General features: G+C 75.8%; 27 protein-coding genes. 20 read left to right on the forward strand and 7 right to left on the reverse strand.

From position 1 onward, the window contains the following. Positions 1 to 163 precede the first annotated feature (163 nt). Entirely contained in the window at positions 164 to 355 is a 192-nt protein-coding gene (locus O2W17_RS12235; protein ID WP_269192714.1) for a DUF3072 domain-containing protein, read from the reverse strand. A gap of 10 nt (positions 356 to 365) precedes the next feature. After that, positions 366 to 584 carry a hypothetical protein gene (locus O2W17_RS12240; RefSeq protein WP_269192715.1) on the reverse strand — a complete coding sequence of 73 codons (219 nt, stop codon included), beginning with the start codon at positions 582 to 584 and terminating at the stop codon, positions 366 to 368. Positions 585 to 665: 81 nt separating this feature from the next. On the opposite strand from O2W17_RS12240, the gene O2W17_RS12245 reads away from it, so the two are divergent. Continuing rightward, positions 666 to 1,745, forward strand: coding sequence for a helix-turn-helix domain-containing protein (locus O2W17_RS12245; RefSeq protein ID WP_269192716.1), 1,080 nt, complete (start codon positions 666 to 668; stop codon positions 1,743 to 1,745). Here O2W17_RS12245 and O2W17_RS12250 read toward each other — a convergent pair. Then, positions 1,638 to 2,465, reverse strand: coding sequence for a hypothetical protein (locus tag O2W17_RS12250; RefSeq protein ID WP_269192717.1), 828 nt, complete (start codon positions 2,463 to 2,465; stop codon positions 1,638 to 1,640). The genes O2W17_RS12245 and O2W17_RS12250 overlap by 108 nt on opposite strands. Positions 2,466 to 2,505: 40 nt before the next feature. Here O2W17_RS12250 and O2W17_RS12255 point away from each other — a divergent pair, with 40 nt between their 5' ends. Beyond that, a complete protein-coding gene (locus O2W17_RS12255; protein WP_269192718.1) occupies positions 2,506 to 3,450 on the forward strand; it encodes a Ppx/GppA phosphatase family protein in 945 nt (314 codons plus the stop codon). Next, the gene (locus O2W17_RS12260; protein ID WP_269192719.1) at positions 3,450 to 4,244 is read left to right on the forward strand and encodes a hypothetical protein; all 795 of its coding nucleotides are present in this window, start codon (positions 3,450 to 3,452) and stop codon (positions 4,242 to 4,244) included. The genes O2W17_RS12255 and O2W17_RS12260 overlap by 1 nt, the downstream gene beginning before the upstream one ends. Before the next feature lie 16 nt (positions 4,245 to 4,260). Here the strand turns inward: O2W17_RS12260 and O2W17_RS12265 are convergent, their stop codons facing one another. Further along, positions 4,261 to 4,827, reverse strand: a complete 567-nt coding sequence (locus O2W17_RS12265) for a type 1 glutamine amidotransferase domain-containing protein (RefSeq protein ID WP_269192720.1) — start codon at positions 4,825 to 4,827, stop codon at positions 4,261 to 4,263. Positions 4,828 to 4,886: 59 nt separating this feature from the next. Here O2W17_RS12265 and O2W17_RS12270 point away from each other — a divergent pair, with 59 nt between their 5' ends. The 6 genes from O2W17_RS12270 (at position 4,887) to O2W17_RS12295 (ending at position 9,400) form a co-directional block, all read left to right on the forward strand. After that, positions 4,887 to 5,546 carry a hypothetical protein gene (locus tag O2W17_RS12270; protein ID WP_269192721.1) on the forward strand — a complete coding sequence of 220 codons (660 nt, stop codon included), beginning with the start codon at positions 4,887 to 4,889 and terminating at the stop codon, positions 5,544 to 5,546. Beyond that, positions 5,543 to 6,361, forward strand: coding sequence for a pyrroline-5-carboxylate reductase (proC, locus tag O2W17_RS12275; protein WP_269192722.1), 819 nt, complete (start codon positions 5,543 to 5,545; stop codon positions 6,359 to 6,361). Before O2W17_RS12270 ends, proC begins: the two co-directional genes overlap by 4 nt. A 331-nt stretch (positions 6,362 to 6,692) precedes the next feature. Beyond that, a complete protein-coding gene (locus O2W17_RS12280; protein WP_269192723.1) occupies positions 6,693 to 7,034 on the forward strand; it encodes a helix-turn-helix domain-containing protein in 342 nt (113 codons plus the stop codon). A gap of 246 nt (positions 7,035 to 7,280) precedes the next feature. Then, the gene (locus O2W17_RS12285) at positions 7,281 to 7,379 is read left to right on the forward strand and encodes a 30S ribosomal protein bS22 (protein ID WP_012854759.1); all 99 of its coding nucleotides are present in this window, start codon (positions 7,281 to 7,283) and stop codon (positions 7,377 to 7,379) included. A gap of 10 nt (positions 7,380 to 7,389) precedes the next feature. Further along, on the forward strand, positions 7,390 to 8,496 hold the full coding sequence (locus O2W17_RS12290) for an NAD-dependent epimerase/dehydratase family protein (protein WP_269192724.1): 1,107 nt from the start codon (positions 7,390 to 7,392) through the stop codon (positions 8,494 to 8,496). Further along, positions 8,489 to 9,400 (forward strand): lysophospholipid acyltransferase family protein, encoded by a 912-nt coding sequence (locus O2W17_RS12295; protein ID WP_269192725.1) that lies wholly within the window; start codon positions 8,489 to 8,491, stop codon positions 9,398 to 9,400. The genes O2W17_RS12290 and O2W17_RS12295 overlap by 8 nt, the downstream gene beginning before the upstream one ends. On the opposite strand, the gene O2W17_RS12300 is transcribed toward O2W17_RS12295, so the two are convergent. From O2W17_RS12300 to O2W17_RS12310, 3 genes are all read right to left on the reverse strand, one after another. Next, positions 9,358 to 10,401, reverse strand: a complete 1,044-nt coding sequence (locus tag O2W17_RS12300) for an HAD family hydrolase (RefSeq protein WP_269192726.1) — start codon at positions 10,399 to 10,401, stop codon at positions 9,358 to 9,360. The genes O2W17_RS12295 and O2W17_RS12300 overlap by 43 nt on opposite strands. A gap of 101 nt (positions 10,402 to 10,502) precedes the next feature. Then, entirely contained in the window at positions 10,503 to 11,678 is a 1,176-nt protein-coding gene (locus tag O2W17_RS12305) for a DUF5667 domain-containing protein (protein ID WP_269192727.1), read from the reverse strand. Positions 11,679 to 11,778: 100 nt separating this feature from the next. After that, on the reverse strand, positions 11,779 to 12,546 hold the full coding sequence (locus tag O2W17_RS12310; RefSeq protein ID WP_269192728.1) for a sigma-70 family RNA polymerase sigma factor: 768 nt from the start codon (positions 12,544 to 12,546) through the stop codon (positions 11,779 to 11,781). A 201-nt stretch (positions 12,547 to 12,747) separates the two neighbouring features. Between O2W17_RS12310 and O2W17_RS12315 the strand changes: the two genes are divergently transcribed. From O2W17_RS12315 to O2W17_RS12365, 11 genes are all read left to right on the forward strand, one after another. Then, complete coding sequence (locus tag O2W17_RS12315; protein ID WP_269192729.1) at positions 12,748 to 14,382, forward strand: AMP-binding protein; 1,635 nt, start codon at positions 12,748 to 12,750, stop codon at positions 14,380 to 14,382. Beyond that, positions 14,375 to 14,623, forward strand: a complete 249-nt coding sequence (locus O2W17_RS12320; protein ID WP_269192730.1) for a glutaredoxin family protein — start codon at positions 14,375 to 14,377, stop codon at positions 14,621 to 14,623. The genes O2W17_RS12315 and O2W17_RS12320 overlap by 8 nt, the downstream gene beginning before the upstream one ends. Positions 14,624 to 14,854: 231 nt before the next feature. Next, complete coding sequence (locus O2W17_RS12325) at positions 14,855 to 15,514, forward strand: redox-sensing transcriptional repressor Rex (protein WP_269192731.1); 660 nt, start codon at positions 14,855 to 14,857, stop codon at positions 15,512 to 15,514. After that, the gene (locus O2W17_RS12330; RefSeq protein WP_269192732.1) at positions 15,511 to 16,863 is read left to right on the forward strand and encodes a glutamyl-tRNA reductase; all 1,353 of its coding nucleotides are present in this window, start codon (positions 15,511 to 15,513) and stop codon (positions 16,861 to 16,863) included. Before O2W17_RS12325 ends, O2W17_RS12330 begins: the two co-directional genes overlap by 4 nt. Next, positions 16,860 to 17,840 (forward strand): hydroxymethylbilane synthase, encoded by a 981-nt coding sequence (hemC, locus tag O2W17_RS12335; protein ID WP_269192733.1) that lies wholly within the window; start codon positions 16,860 to 16,862, stop codon positions 17,838 to 17,840. Before O2W17_RS12330 ends, hemC begins: the two co-directional genes overlap by 4 nt. A 121-nt stretch (positions 17,841 to 17,961) precedes the next feature. Next, positions 17,962 to 19,506, forward strand: a complete 1,545-nt coding sequence (locus O2W17_RS12340) for a uroporphyrinogen-III synthase (RefSeq protein WP_269192734.1) — start codon at positions 17,962 to 17,964, stop codon at positions 19,504 to 19,506. Further along, positions 19,503 to 20,507, forward strand: coding sequence for a porphobilinogen synthase (gene hemB / locus O2W17_RS12345; protein ID WP_269192735.1), 1,005 nt, complete (start codon positions 19,503 to 19,505; stop codon positions 20,505 to 20,507). The genes O2W17_RS12340 and hemB overlap by 4 nt, the downstream gene beginning before the upstream one ends. 21 nt (positions 20,508 to 20,528) lie before the next feature. Beyond that, positions 20,529 to 21,011, forward strand: coding sequence for a hypothetical protein (locus O2W17_RS12350; protein ID WP_269192736.1), 483 nt, complete (start codon positions 20,529 to 20,531; stop codon positions 21,009 to 21,011). Then, the gene (gene hemL / locus O2W17_RS12355) at positions 21,008 to 22,375 is read left to right on the forward strand and encodes a glutamate-1-semialdehyde 2,1-aminomutase (RefSeq protein WP_269192737.1); all 1,368 of its coding nucleotides are present in this window, start codon (positions 21,008 to 21,010) and stop codon (positions 22,373 to 22,375) included. The genes O2W17_RS12350 and hemL overlap by 4 nt, the downstream gene beginning before the upstream one ends. Next, positions 22,372 to 23,007: a histidine phosphatase family protein gene (locus tag O2W17_RS12360; protein ID WP_269192738.1), complete on the forward strand. Its 636-nt coding sequence runs from the start codon at positions 22,372 to 22,374 to the stop codon at positions 23,005 to 23,007. Before hemL ends, O2W17_RS12360 begins: the two co-directional genes overlap by 4 nt. Further along, positions 23,004 to 23,579, forward strand: a complete 576-nt coding sequence (locus O2W17_RS12365) for a TlpA family protein disulfide reductase (protein WP_269192739.1) — start codon at positions 23,004 to 23,006, stop codon at positions 23,577 to 23,579. Before O2W17_RS12360 ends, O2W17_RS12365 begins: the two co-directional genes overlap by 4 nt. Position 23,580 lies beyond the last annotated feature (1 nt).

Raw genomic sequence — 23,580 nt, forward strand, 5'->3', positions numbered from 1 at the left:
GGGAGCATCGCAGCGAGGAACGAGCGAGGAGCGGACCGGGGCGTGGAGTCAGGCCCATGGACGAGGCCTGACGACAGCCCCGGGAGCATCGCAGCGAGGAACGAGCGAGGAGCGGACCGGGGCGTGGAGTCAGGCCCATGGACGAGGCCTGACGACAGGCCCTTCAGTCGTTCCTGAGGTCGTCGATCTTCTTCGACGCGTCGGCCTTGGAGAGGTCCTCGGGGATCTCCTCGTCGGTGCCCCGGGCGAGGGTCTCCAGGTAGCTCTTCTGCGCCCCGGTGGCCGGCTCGTCGCCGGTGACCCAGGTGTCGGGGTCCTTCTCGGTGGTCTGGTCGGCGGAGTTGGCTTCGCTCATGTGTTCGATGCTAGGCGTGGGCGGGCTGTCGTGCCTGTCGGGCGGCGTCCGCGGTGCGGGCTGCTCGGCTCGCGTCCCAGCGCCGCCCGGTCCGGTAGACGTGCACCTCCCCGCAGGCGGGGCAGGCGACGTGCAGCGCGATGTGCGTCGGGTGGTTGGTGACCGACCGGATCCGCCGGTCGGCGACCAGCTCGTCGGAGCGGGTGACGGGGCAGGTGATCCACAGCATGGGCCCAGCCTGGCGGCGGCGGCCGGCTCCGACGAGTGGCAGAAGTGACCGCGATCGCAGTGTTCCTGCCATGATGTCGGCATGGCTCTCCCCGGTCGTCCGCTCGTGGTCAGCGTCGTCGTCGCCGACGGCCTCGTCGGCAGCTTCGGTCTCGGCGTCTCCTGCGAGGTGTTCGGCTACGACCGCCGGCACATGGGCCTGCCGCTGTTCGACTTCGGCCTGGTGACGGAGGCGCCGGGCGTCCTGCGCACCGACACCGGCATCCCGATCACCGTCGAGCACGGGCTGGAGCGCCTGGCGCACTCCGACATCGTCTCCATCACCGCGTGGGAGCTGTTCGACCGCGTTCCCTCGCCCGCCCTGCTCGACGCGTTCCGGACGGCGCACGCCCGGGGCGCCACGATCATCAGCCACTGCACCGGCGCCTTCGTGCTCGCCGCGGCGGGGCTGCTCGACGGCAAGCGGGTCACCACGCACTGGAAGTACGCCGGCGAGCTGGCCACCCGGTTCCCGTCGGTGACCGTCGACCCGTCGGTCCTCTACGTCGACAACGGGCAGGTCATCACCGGTGCCGGGACGGCCGCCGGCGTGGACACCCTGCTGCACTTCGTGCGGCGCGAGTGGGGGGCCGGCGCGGCGAACGCGCTCGCCCGGGAGATGGTGGTCCCGCCGCACCGCGACGGCGGCCAGGCGCAGTTCATCGACGCGCCCGTGCCCGCCTGCCGGGACGACCTGCTGGGCGTCGTCCTGGACTGGGCCGCCGCCCACCTGGCCGAGGACATCAGCGTCGACGACCTGGCCCGCCGCGCCCTGATGAGCTCCCGGAGCTTCGCCCGCCGGTTCAAGGCGACCACGGGCACGACGCCGCATGCCTGGCTGCTGGGCCAGCGCCTGGCCGCGGCCGAGGAACTGCTGGAGAACAGCGACGCCTCCATCGAGGAGATCGCCCGGCTGGTCGGGTTCGGGGCCGCCGCCGGGCTGCGCGAGCAGTTCGGCCGCCGGCGCGGTGTCTCGCCGCGCGCCTACCGGCAGACCTTCCGGTCGGGCGCGGCCTCACCCCCCGGGACGCCGCCGGTGCAGCTCGACCGGCACCGGCCGCGGGCTGGCCGGGTGGGGGGCGACGAGACCCTGGTCGAGACGGGCCTCGGTCAGCCGGCGTAGCTCCGCGTACGCCGCGGCGCCGAGCAGCGCGGTGAGCTCGGCGGCGTAGGTGAGCACCAGCGGCTCGGGGGAGACGTGCGCCGTCGGCGATCCGGTGCACCACCAGTGCAGGTCGTGCCCGCCCGGCCCCCAGCCGCGGCGGTCGAACTCGCCGATGGTCGAGACGAGCACGCGGGTGCCGTCGGGGCGGTCGACGTGCTCCTGCTCCCGGCGCACCGGGAGCTGCCAGCAGACGTCGGGCTTGGTGGTCAGCGGGTGCAGCCCGGTGCGCACCGCCATGCGGTGCAGGGCGCAGCCGCTGCCGCCGGCGAACCCGGGCCGGTTCAGGAACACGCAGGCCCCGTCGACGACGCGGGTGCGCAGCGACCGCACCGGATCGGCGTCCTCGGTGCCGTCGGCGTCGTCGGCGTCGTCCTCCTCGGTCCAGGCGCCGCGTCCGGCGGGCGCCAGCTGCCAGTCCTCGTCGGTCAGGTCCGCGACCGCGGCGGTCACCCGGAGCAGGTCGTCCTCGTCGGTGAAGAAGGCGCCGTGGCTGCAGCACCCGTCGTCGGGCCGGCCGGCCACGACACCGGCGCAGCCGCGCCCGAAGACGCACGTCCAGGCCGACGTCAGCCAGGTCAGGTCGGCCCGGACGAGGTGCTCGGGATCCTCGGGATCGGGGAACTCCACCCACTCCCGGGAGAAGTCGAGGCCGACCTCCTCGGGGGGCTCGTTCCGCACCGGGCCAGCCTAGGTCGAGGTCGACCGGCAGAATCGCCCCATGCGGCTCGGTGTGCTGGACGTCGGTTCGAACACGGTGCACCTGCTGGTGGTGGACGCCCATCGCGGTGCGCACCCCACGCCGATGCACGACGAGCGGTCGGTGCTGCGGCTGGCCGAGCACGTGGGACCGGACGACATGCTGTCCAAGGCGGGGGAGAAGGCGCTGCTCAGCGCGGTGCAGAACGCCTGCCGCCGGGCGGAGAAGCTGGGCTGCGACGAGTTCATGGCGCTGGTGACCTCCGCGATCCGGGAGGCGGCCAACGGCCTGGAGGTGCTGGAGCGGGTCCAGGACCGCACCGGCGTGGAGATGCAGGTGCTCACCGGGGAGGACGAGGCGCGGCTGACCTTCCTCGCGGTCCGGCGCTGGTTCGGCTGGAGCGCCGGCCGGCTGCTGGTCCTCGACATCGGCGGCGGTTCCCTGGAGCTCGCCGCCGGCATCGACGAGGACCCGGAGGTCGCCCTCTCGCTGCCGCTCGGTGCCGGGCGGATGACCCGGCGCTTCCTGCCCGCGGCACGGGACGGGGGCCGCCCCGATCTCGCGGCCCTGGAGGAGCTCGCCGACTACGCCACCGATCTGCTGGCGCCCGCCGCGAAGAAGATCGCCGCGGTCGGCGCCCCCGACCTGGTGGCCGCCACGAGCAAGACCTTCCGCACGGTGGCCCGGCTCGCCGGTGCCGCGCCGTCCGCCGCCGGGCTGCGGGTGCCCCGCGAGCTGAGCGCCACCGGGCTGGGCCAGCTGGTGGGCTTCGTGTCGCGCATCGAGTCGGCGGCGCTGGCCGAGCTGCCGGGCGTCTCGGCCGACCGCGCGCACCAGGTTCCCGCTGGAGCTGTTGTCGCTGCCGCAACTCTGCGTGCGCTCGACGTACCGTGCGTGCGGATCTGTCCGTGGGCGCTGCGCGAGGGAGTCATCCTGCGGCGGCTGGACTCGATGGGAGGGGCGTGATGGCCGAACCGGACTGGAACCCGGACACGGGAGGGCGGTCGCTCGCCGAGATCCTGCGCGAGGCCGGCATCGAGTCCGCGGCCCGGACCGCCCGCAGGCGCCGCGTCGACGACGACGACACCGGTATCCGCCAGCGGCGTGCCGACGACGCGGCCGCCGCCGACCGCGCCGGCTACGGGCGGCGCAGCAGCGACCTGCAGGTCTCCGAGGCGGCGCCGGCGCGGGAGCGGCGGTCGCCCAGGCGCACCGCCCCGGACCCGGTGACCGCCGCCATCCCGGGGCTGCGGCCCGACCGCAAGCCCGGCGTCCCGCACCCGCCGCTGCGGCGGCCGGCCGAGGCCGCCGGGACCTCCGGAGCGACGGCGGCGACGGCGGCGGCAGCGACGGCGGCAGGGGCCCAGCGCTCGGCCGGCCGCGCGGCGTCGCGGACTGCGCCCGCCGGTGGCGGGGTCGCCTCCACGGGGCCGATCCCGGTGGTGCGCGCCGACGACGTCGACCTGGACACCACACCGCGGGAGAGCGCGCTGGCCTGGCTCCGGTTCGCCGGCGAGCTGGTCATCGCCCTGGCGGCCGGCGTGGGCATCTACTTCGCCGCCATGGTGCTGTGGGAGATCATCCCGCACCTGGCGGTCTTCCTGGCGCCGCTCGCCGTCACCGGCCTGGTGGCCGGGGTGAACCTGTGGCGCCGGCGCCAGGGCAGCGAGCCCGTGGGTGCCCGCATGCTCGCCGTCCTCGTCTTCGCCGGCACCCTGCTGACCATCGCCCCGGCGGCCACGCTCCTCGCCACCTCCTGACCGCCGGGGACGGCGGTCAGGCGTCGGCCGGCTCCCCCTCGCGGGAGGCGGCGAACTCCTCGACGATCGCGGCGCCGAAGGCGTCCAGGTCGTCGGGCTTGCGGCTGGTGACGAGGTTGCCGTCGACGACGACCTCCTCGTCCACCCAGTTCGCGCCGGCGTTGCGGAGGTCCGTCTGCAGCGAGGGCCACGAGGTCATGCGCCGGCCGCGGACCACGCCGGCCTCGATCAGCACCCAGGGCGCGTGGCAGATGGCGGCCACCGGCTTGCCGGCGTCGAAGAACGCCTTCACGAAGGTGACGGCGTCGGCGTCGGCGCGCACGAAGTCGCCGTTGATGACGCCTCCGGGCAGCACCAGGGCCGCGTAGTCGTCGGGGTCCGCCGAACCCAGGTCGGTGTCGACCGTGCGGCGCTCTCCCTTGTCGATGTGCTCGTAGGCGGTGATCGTGCCGGTGGCGAACGAGACCAGCTCCGGCTCGGCACCGGCCTCCTCGAGGGCCTGCCAGGGCCGGTCCAGCTCGACCTGCTCCACGCCGTCGGTGGCCAGCACGGCCACCCTCATCCCGTCCAGTTCTCCTGCCATGCGGGCGGCGCTACCCGGCCCCCGGACCGCGCACACCCCGGCGCACTACGGTTTCGGGCGTGTCCGTCCGTCCGCGTTCCCGCCGGCTGCCCGGCCGCCGCGTGCGCGGCGGGCTGGCTCAGGAGGACGCCGTCCGCGTCGCCGGCGACCTGGTCGCCGCCGGCCGGCTGGTCGCGCTGGGCCTCTCCCGCGCCGTGTCCGCCGGCGTCGCGGTCGAGCTCGCCACCCGGGTGCTCGGCGCGGGGCCGCCCACCGCCTGCGAGGTGACGCTGCCCGCGGACACGGGTGCGGCGGAGGAGCTCGTGGCCCGCGGCCTCGGCGTCGCGCTCGCCGGACCGCCCGGCGTCGTCGACCCCGTGGCGCGGGCGCTGCCCGGGGCCCGGGTGGTGGTCCCGGCCGGCGAGCCGTCGGCCGAGGACCGCTGCCGTGCCCTCGCCGGAGGACGGGTCCGCCTGGTCGCCGGCCGGGGAGCGGTGGCCGAGCTGGCCTTCGTCCGCTGCCTGAACGTCCTGATGGCCGGGGACGGCGAACCGGCCGTCGCCACCACCGATCCACGTCTGATCGCCATCACCGGTGAGCGCGCGGCCTGGAACGGCCGCGCGCCCGACAGCTGGGAGCACGTCATGCCCTGGGGAGAACCGACCGAGGACCAGCACCGCCTGCTGGCCGCCGGCCACACCGTCCGCGTGCTCGTGCCCGTCGCGGGAGCCCGGGCGTGACCGCCACCGGCCGCCGCGGGCTGGCCGTCATCGGGGGCGGGAAGATCGGCGAGGCGCTGCTGTCCGGCCTGGTCCGCCGCGGCGGGGCCGACGGGCTCCTCGTCGTGGAGCGCAGCGCCGAGCGCGGGGCGGAGCTGACCGAGCGCTACGGCGTCCCCGCGGTGGAGCTGGCCGACGCCGCCGCCCGGGCACGGGTGCTGCTGCTGGCGGTGAAGCCGCAGGACATCGACACGCTCCTCGCCCTGGTCGCCGGCCACGTCGACGACGGGCACCTGGTGGTCTCGGTCGCGGCCGGGGTGCCGACGCGGCGGATCGAGGCGGCGCTGCCGGCCGGGGTGCCGGTGGTGCGGGTCATGCCGAACACGCCGGCGCTGGTGGACGAGGGCATGAGCGTGCTCTCGGCCGGGGCGCACGCGGGGGAGGAGCACCTGGACGAGGCCGAGGCGCTGCTGGCCGCCGTCGGGAAGGTGCGGCGGGTGCCGGAGTCGCAGCAGGACGCCGTCACGGCGCTGTCCGGCAGCGGACCGGCGTACTTCTTCTACCTCGTCGAGGCGATGGTCGACGCGGGCATCCTGCTGGGTCTCCCGCGAGCGCTGGCGGCGGACCTCATCGTGCAGACCGCGCTGGGCGCCGCGGTGATGATGCGCGATTCGGGGGAGCACCCCGTCCAGCTGCGGGAAGCGGTCTCCAGCCCGGGCGGTACCACCATCGCCGCGATCCGCGAGCTGGAGAAGCACGGCGTCCGTGCGGCGCTGATGGCCGCCATCGAGGCGGCGCACGCCCGGTCGGTGGAGCTCGGCGTCGACAAGTCCTGACGTCGACAGCGCGGGACGCGGTGCCGGTGCCTTCCCGTGTCGACAGGTCGACGGGCACCCGGCGTGAGCGGGCGAACACGTTAGTGCACATCCGGGTCCGGTGGTGCCACGCAGCGTCACCGTTCTCTCACCGTGTCGCGAAACGCGCCGGAACGCGTGTGCACCGTGTTGCATAGGTGTAGTTCTGCCTAGTACGGACCGGTCCGCCTGTTCGTTTCACCCATCGCTTCAGTCACGTCAGTCCCCTTACTCTCAGTACCAGCGCGTGCGTGTTCAGTTGCCGGTGGGGAAGCCGGCGCCACGACACGAGCTAGGTTCCGGAGACGAAGACATGACCATGCCCCAGCGCCACGCTGCCGCCACCGTCGTCCGTCCGGGGATGCCCGTCCCCCGCCCGATGGGCCGCCCGATGGCCGCCACGCTCGCCCGCCCCGTTCCGGCCCAGCACCCCGCCGCCATGCCGATCGGCCGCACCGCCGTCCCGGCCCCCCGCGCCGCCGTCACCTTCCTGACCGTCGCCGAGGTCGCCTCGATGATGCGGGTCTCCAAGATGACCGTGTACCGCCTCGTCCACGCCGGCGAGCTCTCGGCCGTCCGCGTCGGCCGCTCGTTCCGCGTGCCGGAGCGCGCGGTCCAGGACTACCTGCGCGACGCCTACACCGACATCGCCTGAGAGAAGCGCCCCGCTCTGCTCGCAGCGTCGCGACGAGTGGGGGCCGGAGGCTCCCGCGAGGAGTGACGGGTCGGCTCCACCCGACAGGAGCCGGCACGTGGCCGCGGTGCCGCCCGGAGGGTGACGGTGTCATCGCCGTGGCATCGCCGCGGGGTGGCTCGGGTACCCTCGGTCGTCGAGCGACACCGGGCACGATCCGCTGTCGCGTTCGAGCTGATCATCTCTAGTCGACGTCGGGAGCACCACGTGGGTTCGGTCATCAAGAAGCGGCGCAAGCGGATGGCGAAGAAGAAGCACCGCAAGCTGCTCAAGAAGACGCGCGTTCAGCGTCGTAACAAGAAGTGAGCTGACGCTCGTGCCGCCCGCGGTCGTCCTCGTCACCGGCGTGAGCCGGTGGCTGGGGGGTGCGCTGGCGGCCGAGCTCGCAGCGGACCCGCGCATCCGCCGGGTCATCGGCGTGGACACCGTCCCGCCGTCGCCGGCCATGCTCCGCCGGCTGGGTCGCACGGAGTTCGTGCGGGCCGACATCCGCAACCCGCTGATCGGCAAGGTCATCGCGGCGGCGTCGGTCGACACCGTCGTGCACATGAACATCAGCTCCACGCCCGCCGGCTCCGGCGGGCGGGTGCCGATGAAGGAGCTCAACGTCATCGGCACGATGCAGCTCCTGGCCGCCTGCCAGCGCACGCCGTCGGTGCGCCGGTTCGTGCTGAAGTCCACCAGCGCCGTGTACGGCGCCTCCTCGCGCGACCCCGCGGTCTTCACCGAGGCCATGCAGGCCCGGCAGGTCCCCTCGGGGGGCTTCGCCAAGGACAGCGTGGACATCGAGGGCTACGTGCGCTCCTTCGCCCGTCGCCGTCCCGAGGTCGACGTCGCGGTGCTGCGCTTCACCAACTTCATCGGCCCGCGGATCGACTCGCTGCTGACCGGCTTCCTCCGCATGCCCGTCGTCCCGACGGCGCTGGGCTACGACGCCCGCGTGCAGCTGCTGCACGAGGACGACGCCCTGGCCGTGCTCACCCGGGCCAGCACCGGCGACTTCGTCGGCACCGTCAACGTGGGCGGTCAGGGCACCCTGCTGCTCTCGCAGGCCATCCGCAGGCTCGGCCGGATCCAGCTGCCGCTGCCCTCGCCGACGCTGGGCTCGGTCGGCCGGGTCTCCCGTCGCTTCGGCTTCGTGGACTACTCGCCCGAGCAGATGCGCTTCCTGAACTTCGGCCGGGTCGTGGACACCACCGTCCTGCGCACCGAGTTCGGCTACACACCCCGCTACTCCACGGAGGCCGCCCTGGCCGACTACGCCCGCACCGTCCCCCCCGTCCTCGACCCGGGCGCCGTCCGCACCGTCGCCGGTGGGCTGCGCTCGGTGCTCGGCCGGGTCGGGGACACGGCGAACGCCGTGGAGCAGCGGCTGCGACCGACTCCTCCGCCGCCCGGCCTGCGGGCGGTGCGCGATGCCTGAGGCCCGCGTGATCCCGCTGCGCCCCGACGACGACGAGCCCTTCGTCCCCGCGGCCCCGCAGCCGGGCTGGGAGGAGCAGCTCACCGGCGGGGTGGAGTTCCTGCAGCGCCGGCTGACCGGCGACTACCGGACCGACGAGTTCGGCTTCGACCCCGACCTGGCCGACCACGTCCTGCTGCCCGCGCTGCGGCCGCTGTTCCACAAGTGGTTCCGCGTGGAGACCGTCGGGCTGGAGAACGTGCCGGCCGACAGCGGCGCCCTCGTGGTGGCCAACCACTCCGGCACGCTGCCCATCGACGCGCTCATGACCACCGTCGCGCTGCACGACGAGCACCCGGCCGCCCGCCGGTTCCGCCTGCTCGGCGCGGACCTGGTGTTCGACATCCCGGTGGTCGGGGCCATGGCGCGCAAGCTCGGCGCCACGCTGGCCTGCAACGAGGACGCCGAGCGGCTGCTCACCGAGGGCGAGCTGGTGGGTGTCTTCCCCGAGGGGTTCAAAGGCATCGGGAAGCCGTTCCGCGAGCGCTACACGCTCCAGCGCTTCGGCCGCGGCGGCTTCGTGTCGGCGGCCCTGCGCACCGGGGCACCGATCATCCCGTGCGCGATCGTGGGCGCCGAGGAGATCTACCCGATGGTCGGCAACGCGAAGACCGCCGCCCGGCTGCTGGGGCTGCCGTACTTCCCGATCACGCCGACGTTCCCGCTGCTGGGCCCGCTGGGCCTCGTGCCGCTGCCGTCGAAGTGGCTCATCGCCTTCGGGGAGCCGATCGAGACCGCCTCCTACGGCCCGGCCGCGGCAGAGGACCCGATGCTGGTCTTCAACCTCACCGATCAGGTGCGGGAGACCATCCAGCACTCGCTCTACCAGCTGCTGCTGCGCCGGAAGAGCGTCTTCGGCGCCTGAAGCGCCTGCGTCTGGAAGGCGTGGAAGGCCTGGAGCGCCTGCAGCGCCGTGCGGGGCCGGACGGTCGGGGCCTCCGGCTCGGCGGCCCACCAGGGCAGCTTGTTGCGCCGGCGCAGCGCGAGCGCGCCGCCCACCAGGCCGCCCGAGACGGCGGCCGCGGCGACCGTGGGGACGCCGATCTTCGCCGCCTTCCGGCCGGTGCGGTAGTCGCGGATGGTCCACCCGCGGGCGCGGGCGACGGCGCGCAGCTCGGTGTCGGGGTTCACCGCCACCGCCGTCCCGGTCAGGGACAGCATCGGGAGGTCGTTGGCCGAGTCGCTGTAGGCGGTGCACCGGGACAGGTCCAGCCCCTCCCGTTCCGCCAGCGCCAGGACCGCCTCGGCCTTCGCCGGGCCGTGCATCAGCTCGCCGACCAGCCGGCCGGTGTAGCGGCCGTCGACGATCTCCGAGACGGTGCCCAGGGCGCCGGTCAGGCCCAGCCGCTGGGCGATGATCGATGCCAGCTCGATCGGCGTGGCCGTCACCAGCCACACCCGCTGCCCGGCGTCGAGGTGCTGCTGGGCGAGGCTCCGGGTACCCGACCAGATCCGGTCGGCCATCAGCTCGTCGTAGATCTCCTCGCCCGCCTGCTGGATCTCGGAGACCTCGCGACCGGCGACGAAGGCCAGCGCGTTCTCGCGGATGGTGAGCATGTCGTCGGCGCTCTCGTTGCCGGCGATGCGGAACTTGGCCTGCTGCCAGACGAACCGGGTGAGATCGCGGCTGGAGAAGTACTTCCGGGCCGCCAGGCCGCGGGCGAACCAGAACAGCGACGCGCCCATCATCATCGTGTTGTCGACGTCGAAGAACGCCGCCCCGGTGAGGTCGGGCTCGGCGGCCGAGGGGGCGGCGACCGCCGCGGCCGCCGCCGACGCCGCGCCGGCGACGTGCGCGCGGGTCTCCTCGGGGGACCGCTCCGTGGGCTGCGCGGCACGGCGTCCGCGTACCGGCAGTCGCGGCACGGCGACCTCCCTGACTCGGTGCGTCTCGATCCGCCGGGGACGAGCGGGCTGCTGCCCCGGCCCCGACCCTAGCCGGATCGGTGGGCGCGTCCAGACCGCGGTCAGCAGTCCCCGATCGCGGCCGGCGGCGGCAGGCAGACGCGGCCCGGCCCCGGCAGCGGGACGGCCACGACCGGGGGCGGCGGCGTCCCGGTCGCCCCGGCGCCGCCGGGCAGCCGCAGGGTGGGCAGCGGCGGCAGGAGGCCGCCGTCCTGCCGCGGGACCGGGACCTCCGTCGGGACGGAGCCCGGTCCGGGCACCCGTGCGGTTCCGGGAGGAGTGCTCGGCGGGGTGCCGACGGGTGCCGATGACGGCGCGGGGACAGCCGGGCTCGCCGGGTCGGCCGGCCCCGCCGACGGCGGGAGGCCCGGCCCGGCGTCCGTGACGACATCCGTGCCGGGCCGTGCAGGTGCCTCGGCCACCTCGGCCGGGGAGTCCGCCGGGCAGCGACCGGGGACCGGGCCCAGGGCGTCGTCCCCGGCCGTGGCGAGGCCGGTCGCGCACCCCAGGGCGGCCTGCAGGCCCTCGGCGCGGACGGTCAGCGCCCCAAGCAGGTCGGCCGACCGCCCGAAGGCGAGCTCGGCGCCCGCCGGGACCGCCGCCTCCAGGGCGGTCAGGCCGGCGGACTGCTCGGCGGTCCACCCGGCGAGCGCCTCCAGTGGCCCGGTGTCCTGCGTGCCGACCGCCCGCCGGGTGAGCCAGGCGGCCCCCTCGGTGGTGTGCCGGTCCATCGTGGCGAGCGTGCGCACGACCAGCGTCGCGTCCCCCTCGCCGGTGATCAGCCCGAGCTCCTCGAGCCGGGTGCCCGCCAGCTCCAGGAGGGTCTGGCCGCGGCTGTCGCCGGCCAGCGCGAGCTGGGTCTGCTCGGTGCCGCGTTTGAGGTCGTAGAGCGCGTCGCCCGGCTCCGCGCCGGCAGCTACGGCGACCAGCGCCGCCAGCCCCGTGGCCGCCACGGCCGTGCCGGCCAGCGCGGCGGTGATCCGCCCGCGCCAGCGCGACGGCGGCCGGTCGACGGCCTGCGCCGCGAGCAGCCGGTCGCGCAGCGTGCGCGGAGCCGGCTCGGGGGTGCGGACCGCGGCCATCGCGACCAGGCGGGCGCGTGCCCGTGCCCGGTACTGCGGGTCCGGGCCGGTGTCCAGGTGCGCCGAGAGCTGCTCGAGACGGGCGACGAGCGCGGCCTCGGGCCCGGGTGCGGCCGGCGGGCCGGTCAGCGTCGAGCCGTCGTCGTGCCGGAGCACCTGCCACCTCCCGTCGTCGTCCCGCTCGTGCCGGGAGCGCGCTGCGACGTGCCCAACGACGGGACGGCCCGGCCGGTTACGCGGGCCCGGCGCGCCCGGGTCACCGGAGGCCCTCGGGGAGCAGGCCCGCCAGCCGCCGGACCGCACGGTGCTGGAGCGCTTTGACGGCGCCGTCCTTCTTGCCCATGATCTCGGCGGTCTCGGACACGGACAGGCCGTGCAGGAAGCGCAGCACGATGCACTCCTGCTGCTCGCTGCTCAGCCGCCGGACGCAGGCGAGCAGTTGCTCGTTGGTGAGGTGCTGGAGCACCGCGTCCTCGGGGCCGTCGGTGGCCCGGTCGGCGTCGCGCATGTCCGCGGTCGCGACCTCCAGCCGGAACCGGCTGCTCTTCACCTGGTCCCGGATGATGTTGCGGGCGATCGTGACCAGCCAGGCGCCCACGTCGCGGCCCTGGAAGGACAGCGAGTCGATCCGCCGCAGCGCCCGCACGAAGGTCTCGCTCGTGACGTCCTCGGCCGTGGCCCGGTCGCCGACGCGGTGGTAGGCGTAGCGGTGCACCAGTGGCACGTAGTGGTCGTAGAGGCGGCCGAACGCCTCGGCGTCCCCGCCCTGGGCCCGGTGGACCAGCGCCCAGACGTCGACGTCCCCGGCCGCGGTGGCACCGGCTCGGGCCGCGAGCTCCGCGACCACCTCGGGAGGAAGCGCGGCGGTCCCCTCCGGCCGGCCCCCCGGCGCGTCGCCGACCGGCGCGCGGGTGGGCGGGGGCAGCGCCACGGAGCTCGCCCGGGAGAAGGGGGTCGGGAGCGGGCCGGGCCCGGGGCAGGCGGCCGCGCCGGCAGGGCGCCCGGCGTCCAGCGGGTGCGGCATGCGGGCGATCGACCTCCTCGTCGGCCCGCTGTGCCTGGACCGTCCTCGAACACCCGCGCACGCCAGAAGGGCGCGCGGCGGGCTGCGGCGCGGGGCCCATGGTGACAACATCGGCCCAGCTCGTCCACGGCAGCCTGCCCGCAAGCATCCACGAGCGCGCGGCGGCGCCCGGCTGCGCCGCACCGACGACAGGAGATGTCAGTGTCCGAGGCAGGCACCTCGCTGGCCGCGCTGGTCCGCGCGGCCGCGCAGCGCGACCCCGGGGCTCCGGCGGTGGTGGCCGGCGACCGGCGGCTCACCTGGGGCGAGCTCGACGTGGCGGTGGACCGGGCCGCGGCCGGGTACGCCGACCGCGGGCTGTCCCCCGGCGAGCGGGTCGCCGTCCAGCTGCCCAACGGGCTGGACTGGCTGCGGGCGGTGCTCGGCGCGCTCCGGGCGGGGCTGGTCGTCGTCCCGGTGAACACCGCCTACACCGATCCCGAGCTCGAGCACGTCCTCACCGACTCCGGCTCCTCGCTGCTCGTGGTCGCCGCCGACCGCGACCCGCTGGCCGGCGTGCCGGTCTGCCCCGGGCCGCCCGAGGGCGACGGGCCGGCGACGGGCGTCGCCGACGACCCCGAGGCGCTGGCCTTCCTCTGCTACACCAGCGGAACGACCGGCCGCCCGCGCGGTGCGATGCTCACCTCCGGCGCGCTGCGCGCCAACCAGGAGCAGTGCCTGGCCATGGCCTCGCCGCCGGTCCGGGCCGACGACCGGGTGCTGCTGGTGCTCCCGCTGTTCCACGTCTACGGCCTCAACGCGGGCTTCGGCCTGGTCGCCGCGACCGGGGCGTGCGCCGTGCTGCTGGAGACCTTCGACCCGCGCGGGTCCCTGGCGGTCATGGCCGAGGAGCAGGTCACGACCGTGCCGGGCGCCCCGCCGATGTACCAGGCGTGGCTCGCCGCGGCCGACGCCGGCAACCTCGAGGACCCCGCCCACCCCGACGCCGAGCTGCGGCGGGGCTTCGCCGCGGTCCGGATCGCCTCCGCCGGCGCCGCGCCGCTGCCCGAGGAGGTCTGGACGGCGATGCGCGACCGGGCCGCGGTCACCGTGTGGGAGGGGTACGGCCTGACCGAGGCGGCGCCCGTGGTGGCCAGCACCCTGGCCACCGGCCGGGCCAAGCCGGCCTGCATCGGTGGCCCCCTCCCGGGTCTGGAGCTGGCCCTGCGCGACACCGCCGCGAGCGGCGCGGACCCGACCGCCGCCGGCGGCGGCGACGAGGAGGCCGGGGGGACCGGCGGGACCCACGACGCCGACGACTCCGACGAGGGCCCCGGCGAGATCTGGGTGCGCGGCCCCAACCTCTTCTCCGGCTACTGGCCCGACGGCGTCGACGGTCCCGACGCCGACGGCTGGCTGGGCACCGGGGACCTCGCCTACCGCGACGCCGACGGCGACCTGCACCTGGTCGACCGACGCAGCGACCTGATCCTGGTCAGCGGCTTCAACGTCTACCCGGCCGAGGTGGAGCGGGTGCTCGACCAGCACCCGGCGGTCGTGGAGAGCGCGGTCATCGGCGTGCCCGACCCGCGCACGGGCGCGGCGGTCCGCGCCGTCGTCGTCCTGGCGCCGGGGGAGAGCCTCACGGTGGCGCAGCTCCAGGCGCACGCTTCGCAGTCCCTGGCCCGCTACAAGGTGCCCGGGTCGGTGCACTTCCTCCCGTCCCTGCCGCACTCCCTGACCGGCAAGGTCAGCCGGGCCCGGCTGCGGGAGCTCGGGCTCAGCGACGCCGACGAGGACGGGGCCGGTACCGACGCCGCGGTCAGCGCCGGCGCGGGGGAGCACACCGGTGGGTGAGCAGCCGCGGCTGCAGCTGCTGGTGCGTGACGGCTGCCACCTCTGCCTCACCGCCGCCGAGCAGCTGGCGCCGATCGCCGCCCGGGCCGGGCTCGAGCCGCGGCAGGTCGACGTCGACGGCGATCCGGAGCTGCAGGCCGAGTACGGCGACCGGGTGCCGGTGCTGCTGCTCGACGGGCGCGAGCACGCCTACTTCACGCTCGACGTCCCCCGCCTGCGGCGGGACCTCGGCCTGGACTGAGCAGCGGACCCCCCGTCCGGGTGGATCCACCGCGGCGGCTACGGTGGTCTCCGCCACACCTGGCGTCCGATCCGGCCAGGTCAGCGGGGCGGTGCCCGGCCGGCGACTTTGTTCCAGCGTTCACAAGCGGTTACCGTGGCGGACGCGAGCACGTGCTGCTCGCGTCCCGATGTCGTAGCCCCGCCCCCGGCGCCCGCCGGGCCCTCGGGTGCGACCGCTGTGGAGTGCCCCGTGATCCAGCCGCGGCCCCGGACCATCCCGGAGGCCACCGTCGCCCGCCTGGCCGTGTACCTACGGGTGCTGACCAGCTTCGCTGACGGCGGCCGGACCACCGTCTCCTCCGGCGAGCTCGCCTCCGCGGCCGGCGTCAACCCGGCGGGCCTGCGCAAGGACCTGTCCCACCTCGGGTCCTGCGGTGTGCGCGGGGTCGGTTACGAGGTGCGCGCGCTGCGCGAGCGGATCGCCCGGGTGCTGGGCGCCGAGCAGTCCCGCGCCTGCGTGCTGGTCGGCATCGGGAACCTCGGCACCGCGCTCGCGGACTACGCGGGCTTCGGCAGCCGGGGCTTCGAGATCGTCGGCCTCTTCGACGCCGCGCCCGACCGGGTCGGGCGGCGCATCGGGGGGCTGACCGTGCAGGACATCACCGACCTGGAGGCGACCGTGACGGCCACCCAGGCCTCCATCGGGGTCATCGCGACCCCGGCCGACGTCGCCCAGCAGGTCTGCGACCGGCTCTCCGCGGCCGGGGTGAGGAGCATCTTGAACTTCGCGCCCGTGACGCTGTCGGCCCCGGCCGGTGTGGACGTCCGCCAGGTCGACCTCTCCGTCGAGCTGCAGGTGCTCGCCTTCCTCGGCCAGCAGCGCACGACCGTGGGGGAGGTGTCGGCGTGAGCCTCCTCGCCGTGGGCGTGAGCCACCAGACCGCACCGGTCGCGCTGCTCGAGCAGTTCGCGATGGGTGGCGACGACCGGGTCAAGGCGCTGCACGAGCTGGTCGGCAGCGACCACGTCAGCGAGGCGCTGGTCCTCGCCACCTGCAACCGGGTCGAGGTCTTCGCCGAGGTCGAGCGGTTCCACGGCGGCGTCACCGACGTCAGCCGGGTGCTCGCCCGGCAGGCGGGGGCGACGGTGGAGGAGCTCTCCCCGTACGTCACCGTGCACTACGAGGACCAGGCGGTCGCCCACCTGTTCACGGTGGCCGCGGGGCTGGACTCCATGGTCGTGGGCGAGACCCAGGTGCTCGGCCAGCTGCGCGCGGCCTACGCGCTGGCCCGCGAGGAGGGGACCGTCGGTCGGGCGCTGCACCCGGTCGCGCAGCGCGCCCTCCGGGTGGGCAAGCGGGTGCACTCCGAGACCGGCATCGACCGGGCCGGCGCCTCGCTGGTGTCGGTCGCCCTGGACCGGGCCGAGGCCCGCATCGGGGACCTCGCCGGGCGTCCGGTGCTGGTGATCGGCGCCGGCTCGATGGGTGCGCTCGCCGCGACCACCCTGGCCCGCCGCGGCGCCGACGTCGTCGTCAGCAGCCGCACCGAGTCCTCCGCGCACCGGCTCGCCGAGACCGTCGGCGGGCGTCCCGCGCCGCTGGACCGGACGGCCGCCGAGCTGGCCGCCGCGGACGTGCTGCTCACCTGCACCGGCGCCACCGGGCTGGTCGTCACCACCGACGTCGTCGCCGCGGCGATGACCGGCCGCGGCGACCGGCCGCTCGTCGTCATCGACCTGGCGCTGCCGCGGGACGTCGACCCGGGCGTGGCCGCCCTCCCCGGGGTGCACGTCGTCGACCTCGCCCTGCTGCAGGGCGAGCGGCGCGACGGCGAGGACGGGCCCGGCCCGGTCGCCGCTCACGACATCACGACCGCGCGCGCCATGATCGAGGCCGAGGCCGCGCTGCTGCGCGCCGAGCGCCAGGCCGCCGAGGTCGGGCCGACGGTCTCCGCGCTGCGCACCCAGGCCGCCGAGGTCGTCGACGCCGAGCTGCTCCGGCTCGCGGGCCGGCTGCCCGACCTGGACGCGCGTGCCCGCGCCGAGATCGCCCGCACCGTGCGCCGCGTCGTCGACAAGCTGCTGCACGAGCCGACCGTGCGGGTGAAGGAGCTGGCCGCCACCCCGGGCGGCACGGACTACGCGGGCGCCCTGCGGGCGCTGTTCGGGCTGGGCATCGACGCCGACGTCACCCCTGGCGCCGGCCGGCTGGCCGAGGCCGTCACCGTCGACCCCGACCGTCCGGGAGGCCCGGCATGACCGCCACCGACGTGCAGCCGACGACCACCGAGGGCACCGCCGCGCCGCTCCGGCTGGGCACCCGGGCCAGCGTCCTGGCCCGCACCCAGTCGCAGGCGGTCGCCGACGCCCTCACCGCCGCCACCGGCGTGCCGGTCGAGCTGGTGCTGATCAGCACCGAGGGCGACCGCTCGCAGGCCACGATCGCCCAGATGGGCAGCACCGGCGTGTTCGTCGCGGCGATCCGCCGGGCCCTGCTCGCCGGCGAGGTCGACCTGGCGGTGCACAGCTACAAGGACCTGCCGACGGCGCCGGAGCCGGGCCTGAGCATCGCCGCCGTCCCGCCGCGGGAGGACCCGCGCGACGCCCTCGCGGCCCGCGACGGGCTCACCCTCGGGGAGCTCCCGCCCGGGTCGCGGATCGGCACCGGCGCACCCCGCCGGGTCGCCCAGCTGCGCGCCCTCGGGCTCGGCCTGGAGATCGTCCCGATCCGCGGCAACGTCGACACCCGGCTCGGCCGGGTGGCCGGCGCGGCCGGCGGCCGGGGGGACCTCGACGCCGTCGTGCTGGCCCGCGCCGGGCTGAGCCGGATCGGCCGGACGGAGCGGATCACCGAGACCCTCGACCCGCTGCAGGTGCTGCCGGCCCCGGCGCAGGGCGCCCTCGCCGTGGAGTGCCGCGCCAGCGACGCCCGCACGCGGGAGCTGCTGGGCCGGCTCGAGGACACCCCCACCCGCGCCTGCGTGGTGGCCGAGCGGGCCACGCTCGCCGCGCTCGAGGCCGGCTGCAGCGCGCCGGTCGCCGCCTACGCGGAGGTCGCCGAGGGGGAGGACGGACCGGAGCTGTACCTGCGTGCCTCGGTCACCGCCATCGACGGCAGCGACTCCGTTCGCGGCTCGCTCACCGCTCCGCTGGCCGACGCCGCCGCGCTCGGCCGCTCGCTCGCCGCCGAGCTGCTCGACCGCGGCGCCGCCGCGCTGATGGCGGCCCGGGAGTGACCGGGCCCGCGCGGTCCCCGGCGGCTCCCGCCGCCGCACCGCACCCCCAGACCCCACCAACGGCCCGGAACCGGGCCATGACAGACGCCCGGGACTCCCGGGCCAGGATCAGGAGCACGCGATGACGCGCTTGCGCAAGACCGCAGGCCAGTCCGGCCGGGTCGTGTTCGTCGGCGCCGGTCCGGGTGACCCGGGCATGCTCACCGCCCGCGCCACCGCGGCGCTGGCCGAGGCAGCGGTGGTCCTCGTCGACCCCGACGTGCCGCCCGCCGTCCAGGACGCCGTCCGCGAGACGAACCCGGGGGCCGACCTGACCCCGGTGTCCGGCGAGCCCGCCGACGTCGCCAAGGGCGCCGTCGCGGCGGCCAAGAACGGCTCGGTGGTCGTCCGGCTGGTGACCGGTGACCCCTACACCTCCGACGAGGTGGTCAAGGAGGTGCTCGCCGTCGGCCGCACCTCGATCCCCTTCGACGTCGTGCCCGGCGTCGCCACCGCCACCGCCGTGCCCGCCTTCGCCGGCGTGGCGCTGGGCAGCACCGCGGTGACCGCCGACCTGCGCAGCGGCGTCGACGTCAGCGCGCTGGCCGCCGCGGCCGCCGCGGCCGGCGGCACGCTGGTCCTGCAGGGGGCCGCCGACGAGCTCCCGGACGCCGCCGTGCGGCTGGTCGAGGGCGGCCTGTCCGGCAGCACCCCGGTCGTGGTGACGACCGGCGGCTCCGGGACCGGCCAGAAGAGCATCGTCGCCAAGCTCGCGGCCGTGGCGGAGAAGACCGCCGGCCTCGACCCGCTCAGCGGGCACGTGGTGGCCACCATCGGCACCGCCGTCGACAAGCGGGCCCGCATGTCCTGGTGGGAGAGCCGCCCGCTGTTCGGCTGGCGGGTGCTGGTGCCCCGCACCAAGGACCAGGCCGGCGAGATGAGCGACCGGCTGCGGGCCTACGGCGCGGTGCCGGTCGAGGTGCCGACGATCGCCGTCGAGCCGCCGCGGAGCCCCGCTCAGATGGACCGCGCCATCAAGGGCCTGGTCACCGGCCGCTACGGCTGGATCGTGTTCACCTCGGTGAACGCGGTGAAGGCCGTCCGCGAGAAGTTCGTGGAGCTCGGCCTCGACGCCCGCGCCTTCGCCGGGGTCAAGGTCGCCTGCGTCGGCGAGCAGACGGCCGAGGCCGTGCGCGCCTTCGGGATCCAGCCGGAGCTGGTGCCGACCGGCGAGCAGTCCAGCCAGGGCCTGCTGGCCGACTTCCCGCCCTACGACGACGTCTTCGACCCGATCGACCGCGTCCTCCTGCCGCGCGCCGACATCGCCACCGAGACGCTGGCGGCCGGGCTGGTCGAGCGGGGCTGGGAGATCGACGACGTCACCGCCTACCGCACGGTGCGCGCCGCGCCGCCGGCCGCGTCGGTGCGCGAGGCCATCAAGGGCGGCGGCTTCGACGCCGTCTGCTTCACCTCGTCGAGCACGGTGCGCAACCTGGTCGGCATCGCCGGCAAGCCGCACGCCAAGACCGTCGTCGCGGTGATCGGCCCGGCGACGGCGGCCAGCGCCCAGGAGTTCGGCCTGCGCGTGGACGTCCAGCCGGAGACCGCCGCGGTCGCCCCGCTGGTCGACGCGCTCGCCGAGTACGCCCTGTCGCTGCGCGAGGCGGAGGACGGCGAGGGCAGGTGACGGACGTCCACCGGGGTGGCGCGAACCCGGGCTTCGCGCGCGGGCGCCGGCTGCGGTCGACGCCCGCGCTGCGGCGGCTGACCGCGCAGACCCGGCTGGCCCCGGCCGACCTGGTGCTGCCGGTCTTCGTCAAGCAGGGCATCGACGCGCCGGTCCCGATCAGCTCGATGCCCGGCGTCGTCCAGCACACGCCCGACTCGCTGCGGAAGGCCGCGCAGGAGGCCGCCGAGGCCGGCATCGGCGGGCTGATGATCTTCGGCATCCCCGGGGAGAAGGACCCGGTCGGCTCCCAGGCCGACGCCGCCGACGGCGTGGTCAACGTGGCGCTGCAGCAGCTGCGCTCCGACCTCGGCGACGAGCTGGTGCTCATGGCCGACCTCTGCCTGTGCGAGTACACCGACCACGGGCACTGCGGCGTCGTCACGCCGGCCGGGGTGGTGGACAACGACCCCACGCTGGACCGGTACGCGGCGGTGGCGATCGCGCAGGCGCAGGCCGGGGCCCACCTGGTGGCGCCGAGCGGGATGATGGACGGCCAGGTGGCGGCGATCCGCGCCGGGCTGGACAGCGCCGCCTTCACCGAGGTGCCGATCCTCGCCTACGCGGCCAAGTACGCTTCCGGCTTCTACGGCCCGTTCCGCGAGGCCGCCGAGGGGGCGCCGCAGTTCGGCGACCGGGCGAGCTACCAGATGGACCCGCCGAACGCCGACGAGGCGCTGCGCGAGGTCCGGCAGGACCTCGCCGAGGGCGCCGACGCGGTGATGGTCAAGCCCGCGCTCCCCTACCTGGACATCGTGGCCCGGGTGGCCGAGGCGGTCGACGTGCCGGTGAGCGCCTACCAGGTCAGCGGCGAGTACGCGATGGTCGAGGCCGCCGCGGCCAACGGCTGGGTGGACCGCGAGCGGGCCATCCTCGAGACGCTGATCGCCATCCGCCGCGCGGGCGCCGGCCAGGTGCTCACCTACTGGGCGGTCGAGGCCGCGCGGCTCGTCGCGCGCTGACCGGTCCGGGGGGACAGCACGGTGGACCCGTACGTCGAGCCCGGGGGCTCCTGGCGGCCGTTCTGGGCGGTCGCCGGGGTCCTCGGGCTCGTCCTCGTCTGCGACCTCGTGCTGCCCGGCGCCGACCTGCCCCCGCTGCTGTGGGTGGTGGCGCTGGTCGGGGCGCCGGGCGCCGTCGCGCTGGGCTGCCTGGCGGCCCGGCGGGTCTGGACGGTGCGGGTGGACGCCGACGGGCTGGCCGTCGGGCGCGAGCAGGTGCCGCTGCGGGAGGTCGACGCCGCCGCGCTCCGCGACGCGGACCGGGGCGTGGACGCCGGCGCGCCGGTGCTGGGCGGCGGCGGGTCGCTGCCCCGCGGCCGCACCGGGCTGCCGCTCCGGCTCATCGACGGGCGCACCGTGCTGGTGCCCACCCGCGATCCGGCCGCGCTGCGGACCGCGCTCCTGGCAGGTGTGCGCGATACCTCCGACCGGACCCGGGGAACACAGGGGACACTGGGCACGTGACCTCGTTGGACAGCTCGCCCTACACCTACGAGGCCCCGGTCTCGGCCGGCCTCTTCGCCCGTGGGCAGGAGATCACCCCGGGCGGGGTGAACTCGCCCGTCCGCGCGTTCCGCGCCGTCGGCGGCACGCCGCGCTTCATGGTCGAGGGCTCCGGCCCGTGGATCACCGACGCCGACGGGCGGCGCTACGTCGACCTGGTCAGCTCCTGGGGCCCGATGATCCTCGGGCACGCGCACCCCGCCGTCGTCGAGGCGGTGGCCACCGCCGCCCGCCGGGGCCTGTCGTTCGGCGCCCCGACCGAGGGCGAGCTCGACCTCGCCGAGGAGATCCGCGCCCGGGTGGCGCCCGTGGAGCGGGTGCGGCTGGTCAACTCCGGCACCGAGGCGGTGCTCTCGGCGGTCCGGCTGGCGCGCGGGGTCACCGGGCGGCCGCTGCTGGTCAAGTTCGCCGGCAACTACCACGGCCACGTCGACGCGCTGCTCGCCTCGGCCGGCTCCGGGGTGGCGACGCTCGGGCTGCCGGACACCCCCGGCGTCACCACCGGGGCGGCCGCCGACACGATCGTGCTGCCCTACAACGACGTCGCCGCCGTCGAGGCCGTCTTCGCCGACCGCGGCGACCGGATCGCCGCCGTCATCAGCGAGGCGGCCGCCGGGAACATGGGCGTCGTGCCGCCGCTGGACGGCTTCAACGCCGAGCTGCGCCGGATCACCGCCGCGCACGGCGCCCTGCTGGTCCTCGACGAGGTCATGACCGGCTTCCGCGTCTCGCGCTCGGGCTGGTACGGCCTCGACCCCGTCGACGCCGACCTCTTCACCTTCGGCAAGGTCATGGGCGGCGGGCTGCCGGCCGCGGCCTTCGGCGGCCGGGCCGACCTCATGGACCACCTCGCGCCGAGCGGGCCGGTCTACCAGGCGGGCACGCTGTCGGGGAACCCGGTCGCCGTCGCCGCCGGGCTGGCCACCCTGCGGAACTGCACCGACGAGGTCTACGCGCACTGCGACGAGGTCTCCGCGGTGCTGCGGGGCGCCGCCAGCGCAGCCCTGTTCGCCGCCGGGGTGCCGCACCGGGTGCAGCAGGCCGGCAACATGTTCTCGATCTTCTTCGTGCCCGACGAGCGCCAGGTGCGCGACTACGACGACGCCCGCACCCAGGACGTCTCCCGGTACACCGCGTTCTTCCACGCGCTGCTCGCCCGCGGGGTATACCTGCCGCCCTCGGCGTTCGAGGCGTGGTTCGTCAACGCCCAGCTCGCCGGTGAGGCACTGGACCGGGTGCTCGAGGCGCTGCCCGCCGCCGCGCGGGCCGCGGCCGAGGTGGCGACCCACCGCACCGGCGCGGTGGACAGCGAGCGGTCCTCGTGAGCACGACGACCGTCGTCCACCTGCTCCGGCACGGCGAGGTGCACAACCCCGGCGGCGTGCTCTACGGCCGGCTGCCCGGCTACCGGCTGTCGGCCGCCGGCGAGGCCATGGCGGTCGCCGCCGCGGAGTGGTTCCGCGGTCACGACGTCACGCACCTGGTGTCCAGCCCCCTGGAGCGGGCCCGTCAGACCAGCCGCCCCCTGGCCGAGGCCACCGGGCTGGAGGTCGCCGTCGACGAGCGGATCATCGAGGCGGGCAACGCCTTCGAGGGCACGGTCGTCGGCCGCGGGGGCGGCGTCTTCCGGGCGCCCCGCAACTGGTGGAAGCTGCGCAACCCCATGCAGCCCTCCTGGGGCGAGCCGTACGTCGAGATCGCCGCGCGCATGATCGCCGCCGTCGAGGCCGCCCGCGACGCCGCCCGCGGGCACGAGGCCGTGCTGGTCAGCCACCAGCTGCCCATCTGGACCACCCGCCTGCACGTCGAGGGCCGCCGCTTCGCCCACGACCCCCGCCGCCGCGAGTGCTCGCTGGCCAGCGTCACCTCGATCGCCTACGAGGACGACCGGTTCGTGGGCGTCTCCTACGCCGAGCCGGCCGGCGCCACCGACCCCGACGCGGTGCCGGGCGCATGAGACGGGTGCTCACGGCCGTCCTGGCGGCGGCGCTCCTCACCGGGTGCTCCACCGGCACCGACGCGGTGGACGTCAACAACGGCGGCGAGTTCCGGTTCGTCGCCGGCACCCCGCGCGGTGAGGTGATCCCGCAGGACGAGCGGGCCTCGGCGCCGGAGTTCTCCGGCACGCTGCTCGGCGGGGGGGAGTTCTCCTCCGCCGAGCTCGCCGGCGACATCGCGGTGCTCAACTTCTGGGGCTCGTGGTGCGCGCCCTGCCGGGTCGAGACGCCGGAGTTCCAGGAGGTCTACGCCGACGTGCGGGACGAGGGCGTGCAGTTCCTCGGGCTGAACGTGAAGGAGACCGACGACCAGTTCGCGCTGGCCTTCGTCGAGCGCTTCGACATCGAGTTCCCCTCGATCCACGACCCGCGCGGCGAGGTGGCCCTGGCCTTCCGCGACTACCCGGCGACGGCGATCCCGTCGACCATCGTGCTGGACCGGGAGGGCCGCGTGGCCGCCGTCTTCACCGCCGAGGTGTCGCAGGAGGACCTGCGCAGCACCCTCGACCTGCTGCTGGCGGAAGAGGTCTGAC

Source organism: Blastococcus sp. VKM Ac-2987 (assembly GCF_026967805.1).
Lineage (GTDB): Bacteria > Actinomycetota > Actinomycetes > Mycobacteriales > Geodermatophilaceae > Blastococcus.

Coding starts and splice junctions, on each gene's coding strand:
- O2W17_RS12235 (WP_269192714.1), bottom strand. CDS start 355: ATGAGCGAAGCCAACTCCGCCGACCAGACCACCGAGAAGGACCCCGAC.
- O2W17_RS12240 (WP_269192715.1), bottom strand. CDS start 584: ATGCTGTGGATCACCTGCCCCGTCACCCGCTCCGACGAGCTGGTCGCC.
- O2W17_RS12245 (WP_269192716.1), top strand. CDS start 666: ATGGCTCTCCCCGGTCGTCCGCTCGTGGTCAGCGTCGTCGTCGCCGAC.
- O2W17_RS12255 (WP_269192718.1), top strand. CDS start 2,506: ATGCGGCTCGGTGTGCTGGACGTCGGTTCGAACACGGTGCACCTGCTG.
- O2W17_RS12260 (WP_269192719.1), top strand. CDS start 3,450: ATGGCCGAACCGGACTGGAACCCGGACACGGGAGGGCGGTCGCTCGCC.
- O2W17_RS12265 (WP_269192720.1), bottom strand. CDS start 4,827: ATGGCAGGAGAACTGGACGGGATGAGGGTGGCCGTGCTGGCCACCGAC.
- O2W17_RS12280 (WP_269192723.1), top strand. CDS start 6,693: ATGACCATGCCCCAGCGCCACGCTGCCGCCACCGTCGTCCGTCCGGGG.
- O2W17_RS12295 (WP_269192725.1), top strand. CDS start 8,489: ATGCCTGAGGCCCGCGTGATCCCGCTGCGCCCCGACGACGACGAGCCC.
- O2W17_RS12310 (WP_269192728.1), bottom strand. CDS start 12,546: ATGCCGCACCCGCTGGACGCCGGGCGCCCTGCCGGCGCGGCCGCCTGC.
- hemC (WP_269192733.1), top strand. CDS start 16,860: ATGACCGCCACCGACGTGCAGCCGACGACCACCGAGGGCACCGCCGCG.
- O2W17_RS12340 (WP_269192734.1), top strand. CDS start 17,962: ATGACGCGCTTGCGCAAGACCGCAGGCCAGTCCGGCCGGGTCGTGTTC.
- O2W17_RS12365 (WP_269192739.1), top strand. CDS start 23,004: ATGAGACGGGTGCTCACGGCCGTCCTGGCGGCGGCGCTCCTCACCGGG.